Annotated in this window: 19 protein-coding genes; 15 read left to right on the top strand and 4 right to left on the bottom strand. The window is 73.4% G+C overall.

The annotated features are described in order from the left end of the window. The first annotated feature begins 128 nt into the window (after positions 1-128). From AC2YHB_RS14970 to AC2YHB_RS14945, 6 genes are read left to right on the top strand one after another with little or no spacing between them, the layout of a single operon-like run. Complete coding sequence (locus AC2YHB_RS14970; protein ID WP_036551018.1) at positions 129-884, top strand: ABC transporter ATP-binding protein; 756 nt, start codon at positions 129-131, stop codon at positions 882-884. Continuing rightward, positions 881-2203, top strand: coding sequence for an FtsX-like permease family protein (locus AC2YHB_RS14965; RefSeq protein WP_179648005.1), 1323 nt, complete (start codon positions 881-883; stop codon positions 2201-2203). Before AC2YHB_RS14970 ends, AC2YHB_RS14965 begins: the two co-directional genes overlap by 4 nt. Continuing rightward, on the top strand, positions 2200-3447 hold the full coding sequence (locus tag AC2YHB_RS14960; protein ID WP_036551023.1) for a sensor histidine kinase: 1248 nt from the start codon (positions 2200-2202) through the stop codon (positions 3445-3447). The genes AC2YHB_RS14965 and AC2YHB_RS14960 overlap by 4 nt, the downstream gene beginning before the upstream one ends. Before the next feature lie 11 nt (positions 3448-3458). Next, a complete protein-coding gene (locus tag AC2YHB_RS14955; RefSeq protein ID WP_179652001.1) occupies positions 3459-4100 on the top strand; it encodes a LuxR C-terminal-related transcriptional regulator in 642 nt (213 codons plus the stop codon). A gap of 23 nt (positions 4101-4123) precedes the next feature. Continuing rightward, positions 4124-5617 (top strand): bifunctional UDP-N-acetylglucosamine diphosphorylase/glucosamine-1-phosphate N-acetyltransferase GlmU, encoded by a 1494-nt coding sequence (glmU, locus tag AC2YHB_RS14950; protein WP_487354220.1) that lies wholly within the window; start codon positions 4124-4126, stop codon positions 5615-5617. A 33-nt stretch (positions 5618-5650) separates the two neighbouring features. Further along, positions 5651-6631 carry a ribose-phosphate diphosphokinase gene (locus AC2YHB_RS14945; protein WP_036551026.1) on the top strand — a complete coding sequence of 327 codons (981 nt, stop codon included), beginning with the start codon at positions 5651-5653 and terminating at the stop codon, positions 6629-6631. 103 nt (positions 6632-6734) lie between these two features. On the opposite strand, the gene AC2YHB_RS14940 is transcribed toward AC2YHB_RS14945, so the two are convergent. Together AC2YHB_RS14940 and AC2YHB_RS14935 are read right to left on the bottom strand one after the other, a co-directional pair. Next, on the bottom strand, positions 6735-7901 hold the full coding sequence (locus AC2YHB_RS14940) for an AAA family ATPase (protein ID WP_179648003.1): 1167 nt from the start codon (positions 7899-7901) through the stop codon (positions 6735-6737). A 78-nt stretch (positions 7902-7979) separates the two neighbouring features. Next, positions 7980-8615 (bottom strand): maleylpyruvate isomerase family mycothiol-dependent enzyme, encoded by a 636-nt coding sequence (locus tag AC2YHB_RS14935; protein WP_036551028.1) that lies wholly within the window; start codon positions 8613-8615, stop codon positions 7980-7982. A gap of 93 nt (positions 8616-8708) precedes the next feature. Between AC2YHB_RS14935 and AC2YHB_RS14930 the strand changes: the two genes are divergently transcribed. The 6 genes from AC2YHB_RS14930 to AC2YHB_RS14905 all read left to right on the top strand — a co-directional run bounded on the left by AC2YHB_RS14930 (position 8709) and on the right by AC2YHB_RS14905 (position 12791). Next, complete coding sequence (locus AC2YHB_RS14930) at positions 8709-9143, top strand: MarR family winged helix-turn-helix transcriptional regulator (protein WP_308645486.1); 435 nt, start codon at positions 8709-8711, stop codon at positions 9141-9143. A 210-nt stretch (positions 9144-9353) separates the two neighbouring features. Next, positions 9354-10001, top strand: coding sequence for a 50S ribosomal protein L25/general stress protein Ctc (locus AC2YHB_RS14925; RefSeq protein ID WP_179648002.1), 648 nt, complete (start codon positions 9354-9356; stop codon positions 9999-10001). A 125-nt stretch (positions 10002-10126) separates the two neighbouring features. Beyond that, a complete protein-coding gene (pth, locus tag AC2YHB_RS14920) occupies positions 10127-10720 on the top strand; it encodes an aminoacyl-tRNA hydrolase (RefSeq protein ID WP_179648001.1) in 594 nt (197 codons plus the stop codon). 86 nt (positions 10721-10806) lie between these two features. Further along, positions 10807-11598, top strand: a complete 792-nt coding sequence (locus tag AC2YHB_RS14915) for a 3'(2'),5'-bisphosphate nucleotidase CysQ (protein ID WP_179648000.1) — start codon at positions 10807-10809, stop codon at positions 11596-11598. 10 nt (positions 11599-11608) lie between these two features. Next, entirely contained in the window at positions 11609-12340 is a 732-nt protein-coding gene (locus tag AC2YHB_RS14910; protein WP_179647999.1) for a hypothetical protein, read from the top strand. 52 nt (positions 12341-12392) lie between these two features. After that, on the top strand, positions 12393-12791 hold the full coding sequence (locus AC2YHB_RS14905) for a VOC family protein (protein WP_179647998.1): 399 nt from the start codon (positions 12393-12395) through the stop codon (positions 12789-12791). A 99-nt stretch (positions 12792-12890) separates the two neighbouring features. Here AC2YHB_RS14905 and AC2YHB_RS14900 read toward each other — a convergent pair whose 3' ends face one another. Then, entirely contained in the window at positions 12891-13514 is a 624-nt protein-coding gene (locus tag AC2YHB_RS14900) for an alpha-ketoglutarate-dependent dioxygenase AlkB (protein WP_179647997.1), read from the bottom strand. Positions 13515-13644: 130 nt separating this feature from the next. Here AC2YHB_RS14900 and AC2YHB_RS14895 point away from each other — a divergent pair, with 130 nt between their 5' ends. Beyond that, the gene (locus AC2YHB_RS14895) at positions 13645-14358 is read left to right on the top strand and encodes a GntR family transcriptional regulator (RefSeq protein ID WP_308645485.1); all 714 of its coding nucleotides are present in this window, start codon (positions 13645-13647) and stop codon (positions 14356-14358) included. A gap of 33 nt (positions 14359-14391) precedes the next feature. Here AC2YHB_RS14895 and AC2YHB_RS14890 read toward each other — a convergent pair whose 3' ends face one another. After that, positions 14392-14760: a hypothetical protein gene (locus AC2YHB_RS14890; protein WP_036551040.1), complete on the bottom strand. Its 369-nt coding sequence runs from the start codon at positions 14758-14760 to the stop codon at positions 14392-14394. Between the two features lie 89 nt (positions 14761-14849). Here AC2YHB_RS14890 and AC2YHB_RS14885 point away from each other — a divergent pair, with 89 nt between their 5' ends. Both AC2YHB_RS14885 and AC2YHB_RS14880 read left to right on the top strand, forming a co-directional pair. Next, positions 14850-15173, top strand: coding sequence for a hypothetical protein (locus AC2YHB_RS14885; RefSeq protein ID WP_179647996.1), 324 nt, complete (start codon positions 14850-14852; stop codon positions 15171-15173). Continuing rightward, the gene (locus AC2YHB_RS14880; protein ID WP_179647995.1) at positions 15170-15925 is read left to right on the top strand and encodes a hypothetical protein; all 756 of its coding nucleotides are present in this window, start codon (positions 15170-15172) and stop codon (positions 15923-15925) included. Before AC2YHB_RS14885 ends, AC2YHB_RS14880 begins: the two co-directional genes overlap by 4 nt. Positions 15926-15930 lie beyond the last annotated feature (5 nt).

Below are 15930 nucleotides of genomic sequence, written 5' to 3'. Positions count from 1 at the left end.
GTGTGGCCGGATGTGGTCCCGGGGTGGGGAAAACCCCACCCCGCACTGGCGGTGCAGGCCCATCGTGGCCGGGGCGCGGCGTTCCTAGCGTCGGAGTCATCCGATCCGACGACTCCCAGGAGCACCGCATGACCACCAGCCCCACCGCCACGGCCCTCGCCGTGCACGGCCTCACCCGCACCTACGGCACCGGCGACGCCACGATCTCCGCCCTCGCTGGCATCGACCTCGAGTTCCGCCGCGGCACCTTCACCGCGGTGATGGGCCCGTCCGGCTCCGGCAAGTCCACCTTCCTGTCCTGCGCGGCCGGCCTCGACCGGCCCACCTCCGGCCGGGTCCTCATCGGCGACGAGGACGTCACCGACTGGGACGAGGACCGTCGTACCCGCCTGCGCCGGGAGCGGATCGGCTTCGTCTTCCAGGGCTTCCACCTGCTGCCCTACCTCTCGGCCACCCAGAACGTCGCGCTGCCGGCCCGGCTCGCCGGCCACCGGCCCGACCGCGCCAAGGTCCGCCACCTGCTCGAGCGGGTCGGCCTCGGCGACCGCGCGCACCACCTGCCGGGCAGCATGTCCGGCGGCCAGCAGCAGCGGGTCGCGATCGCGCGGGCGCTGGTGACCGACCCCGAGGTGGTCCTCGCCGACGAGCCGACCGGCGCCCTCGACAGCGCCACCGCCCGCCAGATCCTCGCCCTGCTGCGCTCCAGCGTGACGGAGATGGGCCAGACCGTGGTGATGGTGACGCACGACCCCGTCGCGGCGTCGTACGCCGACGAAGTGGTCTTCCTCGTCGACGGCCGCGTCGCGGGACGGATGACCCACCCCACCGCCGACGCGGTCGCCGGCCAGATGGCGCACCTCGACGACCTGGTGGTGGCCCGATGAACTCCCTGGCCCTGCGCAGCCTGCGCCAGCGGCCGTTCGCGGCGACCGCCACCTTCCTCGCGGTCCTGCTCGGCACGGTCCTCATCGGCTCCTTCGCCACGCTGGCCGAGTCGTCCTCCGCCGCGAGCGGCACCGACGCCGACACCCTCGTCATCCTGGGCGCCGTGGTCGGTGGCTGGGGCTCGATGATCGTGCTCTTCTCCGTCGCCTCGACGGTCGGCATCACCACCCACCAGCGGGCCGGCGAGATCGGCCTGCTCCGCACGGTCGGGGCCACCCCGCGCCAGGCCCGGCGGCTCGTGGTCCGCGAGACGGCCGCCGTGACGACCCTCGCCGCGCTGCTCGGCGCGCTCGTCGCGAGCGTCACCGGCCACGCCCTGTTCGACCTGGTCCGATCCGGCGGGCTCGTCGCCGACGCCACCGTGTACGACGCCGGCCCGGCCTCCGTCGGCGCCGCCGCCGTGCTGGTGCTGGTCGCCGCCGGCGTGGCCACCTGGGTGGCGGCCCGGCGCGCGACCCGCGGCCCCGCGGGCGTCCTCCTCCGGGAGGCGGCCGCGGAGCAGGGCCGGATGCGCTGGTGGCGGGTCCTCGCCGCCGTCGTCCTCGTCGGCTACGGCATCGCGATGGCCGTGATCACCGTCGCGGTGACCGCGCACGACGAGGACCCCTACGCCGCGATGTCCACGAGCGGGTCGAGCTCGATCCTCGTCGGCGTCGGGCTCGCCGTGCTGGCACCGGTGCTGCTGCGGTGGTTCGCCGCTCCGGCCGGCCTGCTGGTCGGCCGGGCGGGCGCGAGCGGGCACCTGGCGTCGTACAACACGGCCCGGAGGGCGCACCTGCTCGCCGGCGTGCTCGCGCCGGTGCTGGTGCTGACCTCGGCCGCCGTCGGGACGCTGCTGCTGGTGGACATCGACGCCCGCACCCTCCCGGCCGGCAACCCCGACAGCGACACGATCACGCTGCTCAACAACGTCGTCGTCGGCATGCTGTCGCTGTTCGCCGCGATCATGGTGGTCAACGCGTTCGTCGCGGCGATCGCGCACCGTCGCGACGAGCTGCAGCGGCTGCGCCTGATCGGCGCCACCCCGCGCCAGGTCGAGCGGTCCGTCGTGGCCGAGGCGGCGATCGTCGCGGCGATCGGCGTCGTGCTCGGCACCCTCGCCGCCCTGACGACGGTCGTGCCCTTCGCGATCGCCCGGCACGAGGGCGCGGTCCCGGACGGCGGGCTGTGGCTGGTCCCGGCCGTCGTGGCGGGCGTCGTGGCGCTCACCCTCTGCGCCGCCCGCACGTCCGTGCGCGCACAGGTGGTCGGACGATGACAGACTTCACGACGATGCAGATCCTCGCGCCGGTCCGACTCGGGCGGCCGTTCGAGCTCACCGCCGACGGCCTCCTCGACCGGCTGCGCCTGACCCTGGTCTCCGCGGCGTACGCCGCCTCCTTCGTCCCGAGCCTGGCCCTCGCGATCCTGACCGTCCTCTGCCTGGCGCTCGGGCCGGCGCTGGGGCTGGGGATCCTGCTCGCCCAGGCCGTCGTACCGGCGACGGCGGGGCTCACGGCCCTGCACCGCCGGGTCAGCGGTCGCCTGCTGGACGAGGAGATCACCCCCGGCTACGCCCGCTCCGGCGAGGTCGCCGCCCTGGTGCGACCGGTGCGCTGGATGCGCGACCCGGCGCGGTGGCGCAATGTCGGCTTCCTGTGGTTCTCGGCGTCGGGCGGCTTCGCGATGTCGCTGCTGCCGGTGGCGCTGCTGACCCTGCCGGTCACCTGGCTGATCCTCGCCGTCACCGCCTCCGGCTGGATCTGGCTGCTCCTGCTGGTCCTCAGCGGCCCGGCCCTCGTGGCGTGGTGGTTCGTCACCCCGCCGCTCGTCCGGGCACGGGCGCTGGCCGAGCGGGCGATGCTCGGCGACTCGCGGGTCACCCGGCTCGAGCAGCGCGTCGAGCAGGTCGAGGAGTCGCGGGCGGAGACGCTCGACCACAACGCCGCCGAGGTGCGACGCATCGAGCGCGACCTCCACGACGGCGCCCAGGCCCGGATCGCGTCGGTCGGCATGAACGTCGGCCTCGCCGAGAAGCTCGTCCGCACCGACCCCGACGCCGCGGCGGCCCTGCTGCGCGAGGCCCGCGAGACGACCATGGACGCGCTCGACGACCTGCGCAGCGTGGTCCGCGGCATCCACCCCCCGGTGCTGGCCGACCGGGGCCTCGCCGGCGCGGTCCAGGCGCTCGCGCTCGCCCTGCCCGTCCCCACGTCGGTGGCCGTCGAGGTCCCGCGGCTGCCGGCGCCGGTCGAGTCGGCGGCGTACTTCGCGGTCGCGGAGTGCCTCGCCAACACCGTCAAGCACGCGGCTGCGAGCCGGGCCTGGGTCACCGGCAGGTACGACGGCGACCGGCTCCGGATCACGGTCGGCGACGACGGCCGCGGGGGCGCCGACGCCACGGGCTCCGGGCTCGCCGGTGTCGCGCGGCGGCTGGACGCCTTCGACGGCGACGTCCGGGTGCTGAGCCCGGCCGGGGGACCGACCCTGGTGGAGCTGGAGGTGCCGTGCCGGACAGCCTGACGGAGCAGCCGTTGCGGGCGGTGCTCGCCGAGGACCAGGCCCTCCTGCGGGTGGGCCTGACCCGGATCCTCGAGGCCGGCGGCATCGAGGTCGTCGAGGCGGTGGACAACGCACCCTCGCTGGCCCGGGCGCTGGCCCGCGAGGACATCGACATCGCGGTGGTCGACGTACGGCTCCCGCCGACGCACACGACCGAGGGCCTCGAGGCGGCGACCGCCGTCCGCGAGGCCCGCCCGGCGTTCCCGGTGCTGGTGCTGAGCCAGTGGGTGGAGCCGCTCTACGCCCGACAGCTGCTGGCCGGGGGAGAGGGCTCGATCGGCTACCTCCTCAAGGACCGGGTCGCCGACGTCGACGCCTTCCTCGCGGCCGTGCGGCAGGTCGCCGATGGCGGCACCGTGCTCGACCCGGAGGTCGTCGCCGCCCTCGTCTCCGCGCGCAGCCGCCCCCTCGACCGGCTCACCGACCGGGAGCGCGAGGTGCTCACGCTGATGGCCGAGGGCCGCTCCAACGCGGCGATCGCGGCCCGGCTGGTCGTCACCGAGAAGGCCGTCGGCAAGCACACCAACAACATCTTCGCCAAGCTCGACCTGCCGCAGGCGTCCGACGACAACCGCCGCGTGCTGGCGGTGCTGGCCTGGTTGGACGGCCGCTGACCGGGTCCGATTACTGTGACGGGGTGACTGAGCAGCTGACCGTCATCGTCCTCGCCGCCGGCGGGGGCACCCGGATGAAGTCGAAGACCCCGAAGGTGCTCCACCGCATCGCGGGGCGCTCCATGATCGGCCACGTGCTCACCGCGGTCGGCTCGCTCGAGCCGACCCGCGTGGTCACCGTCGTCGGCCACCAGCGCGAGCTGGTCGCCCCGCACGTCACCGAGGTCCGCTCCGACACCGTCCTGGCGGTGCAGGAGGAGCAGCTCGGCACCGGCCACGCCGTGCGCGTCGCCCTCGAGGCCCTCGACGCGCCGCCGAGCGAGGGCACAGTCCTCATCGCGTACGGCGACACGCCGCTCCTCGCGGGCGAGACGCTCCGGGCGTTCGCCGACTTCCACCGGGCGGCCGGCGCGGCCGTCAGCATCCTCAGCGGCATCGTCGCGAACCCCCACGGCTACGGCCGGATCGTGCGCGACGAGGCCGGCACCGTGCAGGCGATCGTCGAGGAGAAGGACGCGACCGAGGAGCAGCGGGCGATCACGGAGATCAACTCCGGCATCCTCGCCTTCGACGCCGCCTTCCTCGCCGACGCGATCGGCCGGATCGGTAACGACAACGCGAAGGGCGAGTACTACCTCACCGACGCGATCGCGCTGGCCCGCGAGGCCGACCTGACCGTCGCCGCGCACGCCGTCGAGGACGCCCTGCAGACCGAGGGCGCCAACGACCGCGCCCAGCTCGCCGAGCTCGGCCGCGAGCTCAACCGCCGCATCGTCACCCGCTGGATGCGCGAGGGCGTCACCGTCATGGATCCGGCGACCACGTGGATCGACGCCGACGTCGTACTGGCGCAGGACGTGACGATCCTGCCCGGCACCCAGCTGCTCGGCGCGACCGTCGTCGCCGAGGACGCGGTCATCGGCCCCGACACCACCCTCGAGGACTGTGAGATCGGCGCCGGCGCGCGGGTCGTACGGACCCACGGGCAGCTCGCGGTCATCGGCGCCGGCGCGACCGTCGGCCCGTTCGCCTACCTGCGCCCCGGCACCGAGCTCGGTGCCAAGGGCAAGATCGGCACCTTCGTCGAGACCAAGAACGCGAAGATCGGCGAGGGAGCGAAGGTCCCGCACCTCTCCTACGTCGGCGACGCGGAGATCGGCGAGGGCAGCAACATCGGCGCCGGCACGATCTTCGCCAACTACGACGGCGTCAACAAGCACCGCACCAAGGTCGGCCGGCACGCGAAGACCGGCTCCAACAACACCTTCGTCGCCCCGATCGAGATCGGCGACGGCGCCTCCACCGGCGGCGGGACCGTCGTGCGCCGCAACGTCCCCGCCGGGGCGCTCGCGGTCAGCACCTCACCCCAGCGCAACCTCGAGGGCTGGGTGCTGAGCCGGCGGGCCGGCACCGCCCAGGGGGACGCCGCGGCCGCCGCGCTGGCCGCCCAGACCGGTGAACAGTCCGAAAACACGCAGGGACTTGGGGACGACCCCGCCGAGCAGGCAGAATCCTAGGCAGCACCTTCGCCGACCAGGGGAGTCACGCGCGTGAGCGGTCTGAAGAAGACGACAGAGAAGAACCTGATGGTCTTCTCCGGCCGGGCACACCCCGAGCTGGCGGCCGAGGTCGCGACGATCCTGGGCCAGCAGCTGGTCCCGACCGACGCGCGCGAGTTCGCCAACGGCGAGATCTACATCCGCTACGAGGAGTCGGTCCGCGGCTGCGACGCCTTCGTCATCCAGAGCCACACCACTCCGATCAACGAGTGGATCATGGAGCACCTGATCATGGTCGACGCGCTCAAGCGCGCCTCCGCCAAGCGGATCACCGTGGTCATGCCGTTCTGGGGCTACAGCCGCCAGGACAAGAAGCACCGCGGCCGCGAGCCGATCTCGGCCCGCCTCATGGCCGACCTCTTCAAGACCGCCGGGGCCGACCGGATCATCACCGTCGACCTGCACGCCGACCAGCTCCAGGGCTTCTTCGACGGCCCCGTCGACCACCTGATGGCGCTGCCGGTGCTGACGGACTACATCAAGGAGAAGTACGGCGACCAGGAGCTCGCCGTCGTCTCCCCGGACGCCGGCCGGATCAAGGTCGCCGAGCGCTGGGCGGCCCGCCTCGGCGGCGCCCCGCTGGCGTTCATCCACAAGACGCGGCGTACCGACGTCGCCAACGAGGTCGTCGCCAACCGCGTCGTCGGTGACGTGAAGGGCAAGATCTGCGTCCTCACCGACGACATGATCGACACCGGCGGCACGATCGTGAAGGCCGCCGACGCCCTCATGGCCGACGGTGCCGCGGGCGTGATCATCGCCGCGACCCACGCGATCCTGTCCGACCCCGCCGTCGACCGGCTGAAGAACAGCGTCGCCACCGAGGTCGTCATCACCAACACGCTGCCGGTCGCGCCGGAGAAGCAGTTCGACAAGCTGACCACGCTGTCGATCGCGCCGCTCGTCGCGCGGGCCATCCGCGAGGTGTTCGAGGACGGGTCCGTCACGAGCATGTTCGACGGGCACGCGTAGCGGAATCGCCGTTCCGAATTGCTGCGGTTTGGGACCAATCCGCAACATTTCGGGGCTGGGGCCTGCAGTTCGTGCCCAACCGGCGCACCCTGCGGGCCTGGCCTCACGCCTCGTCGAGCGACCTCACGAACGCCCCGAACCCCGGCAGCGTGAACCGCACCAGACCGTGGCCGACGGGCTCGATCACGCCCTTCTCGATGAGGCGCTCGCGCGGGTCGCTGATGGCGCGGCTGTCCCTGCCCATCGCCGCCGCGATCTGCGCCCGGGTCACGTTGCCCTCGCCCGCTGACGCCATCGCGACGAGGAAGGCCTGCTCGGTCGGCGTGGCCGCTCCCCAGCGGGCGCGATGCATCGCGTTCAGCTGGGTCCGGGCGTGCGGGACGCCGCGGCGTACGTCGTCGGCGGTCAGGACGGCGCCGGCGGCGGGGGAGGCGGCGTCCCAGGTCGTGTTGCCCAGCAGCTGCAGCAGGTAGGGATGGCCGCGGGCCTCGTCGGTCACGAGGGTGAGTGCGTCCTCGGCCCAGCTGACGCCCTCGGCCTCGGCGGTGCGGACCAGGGCGGCGCGGGCGTCGGTGGGGGCGAGGAGGTCGAGCGGGATGAACGAGCTGCGCTCCCCGAAGGTCGCCGCGCGGGTGATCGCCTCCGGTGTGACCGGGAGGCCCGCGGTGATGATGCTCAGCGGGACCGCGTCCGGCGCCCCGTCGAGGTTCTGCCACGCGTTGAGGAGTACGGCGAGCTCGCCCGGGTCGGCGGCGTGGAGCTCGTCGAGGAACACGAGCAGGCCGGCTCCGCCATGTGCGCGGACCAGGCGGGCGGCCTCGCCCAGCAACTCCTCGAGGGCCAGGATCGGCGTCGACACGGCGGCCGTCTCGCGGCGGCCGAGCTCGGCCTGGACCTTGGCGCCCGGTACGCCGAGCTCGATCGTGAGGCCCTCGAGCCGGGTGGCCCGGCCCGGGTCGCCCAGCGCGTCGTGCCGGGCGAGCGCGCCACGGACGCGCTCGGCCAGCTCCGGGAGGAGCCGCTGGTCGCGGGCGCAGGCGACCCACACGGACACGAATCCCAGGCTGGCGGCCTCGGCCTCGGCCGCGCGCAGCAGGGACGTCTTGCCGAGCCCGCGCGGGGCGTGGAAGACGAGCAGCGGGCCGGCGAGCTCGCCGTACGTCGACACCCGGGCGAGGCGGTCCTGGATACGACGGCGCTCGGCTGTGCGCCCGGCCAGGAAGCGGGGCGACTGGCCGGGTGTGAAGGGATTGGCGGGCGAAGGAGCCATGGCGTCGATACCTTCCGATACTTTCCGGAAGTATAGCCGGGTATCGACCGGGCCGGGGGGGAGCGCGAGTCGCGAGGGTCAGGCCAGTGCCGGCACCAGGGCCGTGCCCTCCCCGGAGACCAGGGCGGGGTCCGGGCGGCGCCCGGACGCGATCATGAGCAGCTCCTGCATCGGCCCCTCGATGGTCGGCCCCTCGCCGCGGGTCCACGCCACGTCGGTCGCGACCATCCGCACGCTCCGCACGAGCCTCCGCGTGCCCATCAGCGGAGCGAGGCGTCGTACCCGGTCGGCGGCGACGGCCGCCGCCTCTGGTGGCATCTCGTGGGGTCGCCCCAGCGGGCGGACGATGTCCTGGTGGTGGAGCAGCGCGTCGATGAGCGGCTCCACGGTGGTCGTCGTCGGCACGTGGCGGGTGCTCGTGGCGAAGCGGTCGAAGTCGGCGAGGATGCTCTCCCGCGTCTCGCGCGCGCCCAGCCGCTTCACCTCGCGGAAGATCATGGCGTTGTAGCTGCGGCCGAGGTTGCGGGCCATCAGGCCGCCCATCTCGCCCCAGCCGATCTGCGGGTTGGAGATGACGTGCGCCGCGATGTCGTGCACGGTCCAGCCGGGGCAGAGCGTGTCGTGCGCCCACTCCTCCGGCGTGATCTCGGCCAGGGTGGCGGCGAGTGCCGCGCGCTCGGCGTGGATCCAGGTCCATAGCGTGGCCTTGTCCATCGCGCGCTCCCTCGATCCGAACTGGTCAGTCTTCCTGACTGATATGGTCAGTCTTGTTGACCAGTTCGTCAAGGCAATTCGTGAGGGGGAGTCGTGGCCGGACCACATCCGGGTCTGCTGATGTTCATCGGTGCCCGCTACGTCGAGCAGCGCGTCGCCGACGCCGTCCTCGCTGCCGGGTACGACGACCTGACGCCCGCGATGGCCCGCGCCGCCGCGCGGCTCGGCGACGACGGCATCCGGGTCACCGAGCTCGCCGAGCAGGCGCGGATCACCAAGCAGAGTGCGAGCGTGCTCGTCGACCAGCTCGAGCGGTGCGGGTACGTCGAACGGGTGCCCGACCCGTCGGACGCCCGCGCCCGCCTCGTCGTCATCGCGCCCCGCGGCCGGGAGGTGCAGCGGCTCGCGCGGAAGGAGGAGCGGGCCATCGAGCGCGAGTGGCGGCGCCACCTCGGCGCGGAGCGGATGGCGGCCCTGCAGGACGCGCTGGTCGCGCTGCGGGAGATCACCGACCCCTACGCCCCGTAGGCCGGTGCGCGGATTTCGCCCCGTCCGCCGTCGTTGGGTAGCCTCTTCCGGTTGCCTCGGCGAGGGAGCACCCGCTTCTGTGACTCCGTGATCGACTGGGCCGGCTCGTCCCACGACGCCGCGCGCCCTGCCGATCATCGGGCCAGGGAAGCGCGGCGCTCCTGTCTCCGGGGTGATCACACCCGACAAGGACGACCGAGGAGTTTCCCCATGAGCACCGAGAAGATCACCGCCGAGCTGCGCACCGAGTTCGGCAAGGGCGCCGCCCGCCGCATCCGCCGCGAGCACAAGATCCCGGCCGTCGTCTACGGCCACGGCAACGACCCGATCCACGTCACCCTTCCGGGCCACGACACGATGATGGCGATCAAGCACGGTGGCGCCAACGCGCTGCTCGAGCTCGACATCAACGGCGAGAGCCAGCTCGCGCTGACCAAGCAGGTCCAGGTCGACCCGGTCCGCCGCGTCCTCGAGCACGTCGACTTCGTCGCCGTGAAGCGCGGCGAGAAGGTCACCGTCGACGTCCCCGTCATCGTCGTCGGCGAGGCCGCCGCCGAGACCCTCGTGGTCACCGAGAACGCGACCATCCAGGTCGAGGCCGAGGCCACCCACATCCCCGAGCAGTTCGAGGTCGACGTCACCGACGCCGAGGCCGGCACCCAGTTCCTCGCCAGCCAGATCGCGCTGCCGTCCGGCACCACCCTGCTCACCGACGCCGAGACGCTGGTCGTCAACGTGACCGCCGCGCAGACCGCCGAGGCCGCCGAGGCCGAGCTGGAGCAGGCCGAGGCCGAGGCCGGCATCGAGAAGGACGAGCCCGAGGCCGCCGACGCCGCCGAGGGTGGCGACAGCGAGTGACCTTCGGCCGGCTCAGGTGGTTCCTGGGCCGACTGATCTCCCCGGCACGGTCGTCCGTGCCGGGGAGTTCCGCGTCTCCGGACGCATCCGCCGCGACCGACGACACCGAGACCTGGAGCGATGACGTGAGCGACACCGACGTCTGGCTGGTCGTCGGCCTCGGCAACCCCGGACCGTCGTACGCCGGTCACCGGCACAACATCGGCTACATGGTCGTCGACGAGCTGGCTCGCCGGCTGGGCAGCGGCTTCCGCGCCCACAAGACCGGCCGCGCCGACGTCGTCGAGGGCCGGATCGGCGGCCCCGGCGCCGGTTCGCCGCGCGTCGTCCTCGCCAAGTCCCGCTCGTACATGAACGAGTCGGGTGGCCCGGTCAAGGCGCTGGCCACCTTCTACAAGGTGCCGCCCAGCCGGATCATCGCGATCCACGACGAGCTCGACATCGACTTCGGCACGCTGCGCTCCAAGCTGGGCGGCGGCGACAACGGCCACAACGGCCTGAAGTCCATGCGCTCCTCCCTCGGCACCGGCGACTTCTACCGGGTGCGCGCCGGCATCGGCCGCCCGCCGGGCCGCCAGGAGGTGGCCGACTTCGTGCTGTCGAACTACTCGACCACGGAGCGCAAGGAGCTGCCGTTCCAGATCGACACGGCCGCCGACGCCGTCGAGTCGCTCATCACCGACGGCCTCGAGAAGACGCAGCAGAAGTTCAACTCGTAGGCGCGAGCGCGTCGCCGAGCACCGAGTTGCCGGTTTCCGCCGACCGCCCAATCCGGCAACTCGGCGGGCATCGCTAGTCTGGCCCGGTGACTTTCGAGCCCGGAACCCCCGCCCCCGAGGTCGTCGCCGACGACCACCTGTTCGCTGCCTGGCTGGCCGAGGAGGCCGGCCGCCGCCTCCTCGAGGTGCGTGGTGAGGGGCTGGAGGGCAAGGAGCTCAAGGACGCCGGCGACCGGGCCGCGCACCTGCTGCTCATGGACCTGCTCGCGCAGCACCGGCCCGACGACGCCGTGCTGTCCGAGGAGGCCCTGGAGAGCGCCGCCGACAAGGACGCCCGGTTGACGGCGACCAAGGTCTGGATCGTCGACCCGCTCGACGGCACCCGTGAGTTCTCCGAGCCGCCGCGCGACGACTGGGCGGTCCACGTCGCTCTGTGGCAGGACGGCGAGCTCGTCGCCGGTGCCGTGGCCCAGCCCGCGCTGGGGGAGACCTTCAACACCGGCCAGCCTCCCGTCGTACCCCCGCGCACGTCGACGCGTCCGCGCATCGCCGTGTCGCGCACGCGCCCGCCGGCGTTCGTCGAGGCGCTCGCGGCCGAGCTCGACGCCGAGCTGGTCCCGATGGGGTCCGCCGGCGTGAAGATGATGTCCGTCGTGCGCGACGTCGCCGACGCCTACGTGCACGCGGGCGGGCAGTACGAGTGGGACTCGGCGGCGCCGGTCGCCGTCGCCCGGGCGGCCGGGCTGTTCACCTCGCGCGTCGACGGCAGCGAGCTGGTCTACAACCAGGCCGACGTCTACCTGCCCGACGTGATCGTGTGCCGTCCCGAGCTCTCCGAGAAGATCCTGTCCTTCATCGCCGCGAACGGCACCGACTGACCGCCAGCCCATGGCAGCGGACAGGGAGGCGACCGAGCGGCGCGGACCGGGCATCGACTGGCCCGCGACGTTCGCGGGCGCCGGTGCGGCGGTCACCGTCGCCGTCCTGCTCTCCACGCTCGGCGCCGCGGGCACCCTGATCGGCGCCGCGCTCGGCAGCGTCGTCGCGACCGTCAGCACCGCCCTCTACAAGCAGGGCATCGAGTCCAGCCGACGCCGCGTCGCCGAGGTGCAGGCCGCCGCCCTCGAACGCGAGGCGGCGCGGGCCCACCGGCACAGCGAGAGCAGCGAGGTCTCCACCGGCGAGATCCCGGTCCCGCCGGCGCCGGCGGGCAACCGCTGGGCGGCGCTGCCCTGGAAGCGGCTGGCGGTGCTGGCGGCCGTCGTCTTCCTCATCGCCGTCGTCGTGATCAGTGCGATCGAGCTCATCGCCGGCAAGAGCGTCTCCAGCATCACCGGCGGCACGGACGGCAAGGACCGTACGTCGATCGGCGGCGTCCTCGGTGAGGACGACAGCGACGACGACCGTCGGAAGAAGGGCGTGACGCCCAGCGACACGGCGACCCCGACGCCCAACGACACCGCGAGCGCCACCGTCGAGCCGACCGGCGCGACGACCTCCGCGACGCCCTCGGGGTCGGCGACCCCGAGCGCCACGGCGACCGTCACCGAGACGGTGACGCAGACGGCCGAGCCGTCGACCGGCGAGTCCGCGGCACCCACCGACGCCACGACCCCCTGATCCTGCCGATATCCGGTTGTGGGCGGCCGCCGCTGTTCGTGAGAGTGGCGCCATGACGTCGTACATCTCGCACACCACGGTCGACTGCGCCAACGCCTACGAGCTCTCGGAGTGGTGGAAGCCGGTCCTCGGCTATGTCGACCTCGACGGCGACCCCAACCTGCCCGGCCACGAGGAGTGCATGATCCGCGACCCCGAGACCGGCCACCAGGTGCTGTTCATCGAGGTGCCCGAGGCGAAGACGGTGAAGAACCGCGTCCACTTCGACCTCCGCCCGCGCGAGCGCACCCGCGACGAGGAGATCGACTGGCTGATCGAGTACGGCGCCACGCCGATCGCCGACCACCGCGGCATCCACGGCCCCGGATCCGGCTGGATGACGTTCGCGGACCCGGAGGGCAACGAGTTCTGCGTCGTCCGTTCACCGGCGGAGCTGGCCTCCCAAGCCTGAAGCTGGCTGGGCCGCGGGACAGGCCGGCAGCGTGGCGGGAGGCGTCGCCCTGCGAGCTTGCTCGCCGCCCTTCGCCGGAGACACGCTCGGCCCGACGAGTCAGAAGACGTTGAGGGGGCGGAACTGCACGGAGATCCGCGGCCCCGCCGAGGCCACCTTCGGCACCGCGTGCTCCCAGGTCCGCTGGCACGACCCGCCCATGACGACGAGGTCGCCGTGGCCCATCTCGACGGCGAAGGCCTCCTCGCGGCGCTCCGGGTCGCGCGGGCGCAGGTGGAGCCGGCGGGGGTCGCCGAGCGAGACGATCGCGACCATGGTGTCGTCGGTCGAGCCGCGGCCGATGGTGTCGCCGTGCCACGCGACGCTGTCACGGCCGTCGCGGTAGAAGCAGCAGCCGGCGGTGCGGAACGGCTCGCCGAGCTCGGGTCGGTAGCGCGCCGTCAGCTGGTCACGGGCGGTCGTCAGCCGTGGGTGCGGCAGCTCCTCGCCGATCATGTAGGTGTAGACGAGGCGGGGGACGTCGACCACGCGGTCGTACATCGCCCGGCGCTCGGCGCGCCACGGCACGTCGCGCACGAGCGTCGCGAACACGTCGTCGGCGTCGGCGAGCCAGTTGCGGGCGACGTCGACCCAGGCGCCGTTGCTCAGCGCCCGGCGCTCGATGCGGGCCACCTCGGGAGTGGTGGCGGTGTCGAAGAGGCTGCTCTGGAAGTCCACCGACATGGGGACAGCGTACGCCGCTCTTCGAACAGGTGTTCGCATTGCCTCGACCATCGCAAGCGTGGTGTCGCGCAGGGGCAAAGGATTCGCCATTCGCGGGACGACCGTCGCGCCGGATCCCTAGCCTCGCACCGTGGCAGCAGTTCAGGGCAGCACGACGGGGCGGTCGCTCAAGCACGTGGCCATCCGCGAGTACGTGCGCAGCCTGGTCGGTGACCGGGCCCCCGGCACGCCGGCTCCGTCCGAGCGCGAGCTGGTCGACCGCTTCGGCGTCGCCCGGATGACCGTTCGCCAGGCGCTCGACGCGCTCGTCGGCGAGGGCGTGCTGGAGCGGCACCCGGGCCGGGGGACGTTCGTGGCCGGCCCACGTCGTACCGCCACGGGCGTGCGGGGCCTGACCGACGAGCTCGCCCTCCGGGGCGTGGCCGTCGAGACCCGCACCCTGGTCGCCGAGAGCGTCCCCGCGGGGGAGGCGATGGCCGGCGCCTTCCGGGTCCACCCGGAGGAGCCGCTGGTGCGCTGGGTCCGGCTGCGGGTCGGCGACGGCCGCCCGGTCTGCCTCTCCGAGACCTACCTGCCGGCGGCCTTCGCCGGGGACCTGCTCGACCACCTCCCCGCCAGCCTGTACGACGAGCTGGCGGCCCGCGGCCACCGGCCGACCTGGGCCGAGGACGCCGTGAGTGCCGGCCTCGCGACGGACGAGGAGGCGACCTTGCTGGAGCTCCCCCAGGGGTCGCCGGTGCTGCGGTTGACGCGCCGCGCGCTGGACGGCGAGACGGTCGTCGAGATGTCACGCTCCGTGCTGCGCGGCGAGGACTACACGCTGCACCTGCAGCTGCGCGACTGACGGTCGGTCCGTCCGCTCAGCCCGGCGCCACGCTCAGGCGTCGGCCAGCCGACCCAGCGGGGCGACCGCCTCGCCGGTCTCCTCGCACACCCACTGCGGGTCCGGGCCGCCGAGGTCGGGGTCGACGTGCAGCGCGTGGACCGGGCCCTCCGCGCAGTGCGAGCAGACCGGCCACAGGCCGCCGCGCTGGTCGCGGCCGAACTCGTCGGCCAGCGCGTCCTGCAGGTCCTGGGCGATCAGGCCGGCGATGTACGGCGCCCCCTCGGCCCACTGCTCGAGCCACCAGCGGCGCTCGGAGCAGGCCTCCTCGAGCAGGTTCACGGACGTGGGCGTGTCGAGCGAACGGGCCGCCAGGTCGGCCAGCACCTGTGCTCGTGCCACATAGATCACGCTGTCGTCCACAGGTCCATTGTGCGGGGGTTTCCCAACCCGGTCGCGACGGGCACGGGGTGCGGCACCCGCCGTACGGCACCCCGACGAGAGGACTCACCGTGGCCGAGCGTGACATCGACATCCCTGCCTGGACCGACCTCGACCGCCTCGACGAGGACATGGCGCTCCTCGCCGACCAGCTCCGGTCGATCACCCGCTACGCCCGCACGTGGGTGTGCCAGCGCGCCGGCTTCGAGCCGAGCCCGCTGTGCCTGCTGCGGCCGCTGGCGCCGCTCCTTGACCTGGTGGCCGACGGCTTCCTCGAGCTCGAGCGCCTGGCCCTCGCCGACTGGGCCGACCTCCGCGAGGGTGTCGCCGGCACCGGAGGTGACCTGCGCGAGCTCGACCTCCGGGTGCGCGGGCGGATGCCGGTGGTCGCATGAGCGGGCTGCTGGCTCCCGAGCCGCCGGAGCTCCCCGAGCCCGCGCTGGGGGAGTCCGCGCTCGTGCACGACGCCGACTTCCGCGCGCTCGACGCGACCTTCGGCGAGGTCCGCGACGTCGTCAACCTCGGCATCGACGCGCTCGACGACCTCGGGTTCGGCCTGCGCCGGCTGCCGGAGGGGAGCCTGGAGGAGTTGCTCGTCCTCCCGCTCAGCGGCGACCACCACCGGATCCGGCAGAACGCCGATGCCGTGCGGCACGTCGAGACCGCCCTGGTGCAGTACGCCGCCAGCACGGCGCGGCTCGCCGTCGCGGCCGACCCCCGGTGGGGTGGCGACGCGGCGGCGGCGTACCTCCTGCGGCTGGGGGTGCACGCCGGCGTCGCCCGCGGGTGCGCGGAGGTCGTGACCGTCGCCATCCCGGTGCTGGGCGAGGTGGCTGAGGTCGCCGAGCGGACGGCGGTCGAGGTCGAGGAGCTCGTCGTCGAGCTGGTCGAGAAGGGGCGCCGGTTGATGGCCCGCCTGCTCGCGCGGGTGGCCGGGCCGCTCGGCTGGGGCGTGCTCGCTGCGGACGTCGCGCTCCACGGGATCGACGCCGTCACCGACCTCGTCGACGACGCGCGCCGCCTGCTCGCGATCATCGACCGGCTCACCGAGATGAAGGGTGAGCTCGCGACGTGGGTCGAGGAGCAGCGGGAGCGGCTGGAGCTGCTCCGGGAGGTGGGGGACGTCGCGCGGGCGCGGCTCGCCTGACCTCG

It is taken from the genome of Nocardioides sp. SRI_004 (assembly GCF_057586415.1).
The sequence above is the reverse complement of the archived record's forward strand: the minus strand, read 5'-3'. Positions and strand labels throughout refer to the sequence as shown.

Coding starts and splice junctions, on each gene's coding strand:
- AC2YHB_RS14925 (WP_179648002.1), top strand. CDS start 9,354: ATGAGCACCGAGAAGATCACCGCCGAGCTGCGCACCGAGTTCGGCAAG.
- AC2YHB_RS14965 (WP_179648005.1), top strand. CDS start 881: ATGAACTCCCTGGCCCTGCGCAGCCTGCGCCAGCGGCCGTTCGCGGCG.
- AC2YHB_RS14970 (WP_036551018.1), top strand. CDS start 129: ATGACCACCAGCCCCACCGCCACGGCCCTCGCCGTGCACGGCCTCACC.
- AC2YHB_RS14910 (WP_179647999.1), top strand. CDS start 11,609: ATGGCAGCGGACAGGGAGGCGACCGAGCGGCGCGGACCGGGCATCGAC.
- AC2YHB_RS14900 (WP_179647997.1), bottom strand. CDS start 13,514: ATGTCGGTGGACTTCCAGAGCAGCCTCTTCGACACCGCCACCACTCCC.
- AC2YHB_RS14960 (WP_036551023.1), top strand. CDS start 2,200: ATGACAGACTTCACGACGATGCAGATCCTCGCGCCGGTCCGACTCGGG.
- AC2YHB_RS14905 (WP_179647998.1), top strand. CDS start 12,393: ATGACGTCGTACATCTCGCACACCACGGTCGACTGCGCCAACGCCTAC.
- AC2YHB_RS14940 (WP_179648003.1), bottom strand. CDS start 7,901: ATGGCTCCTTCGCCCGCCAATCCCTTCACACCCGGCCAGTCGCCCCGC.
- AC2YHB_RS14935 (WP_036551028.1), bottom strand. CDS start 8,615: ATGGACAAGGCCACGCTATGGACCTGGATCCACGCCGAGCGCGCGGCA.
- AC2YHB_RS14880 (WP_179647995.1), top strand. CDS start 15,170: ATGAGCGGGCTGCTGGCTCCCGAGCCGCCGGAGCTCCCCGAGCCCGCG.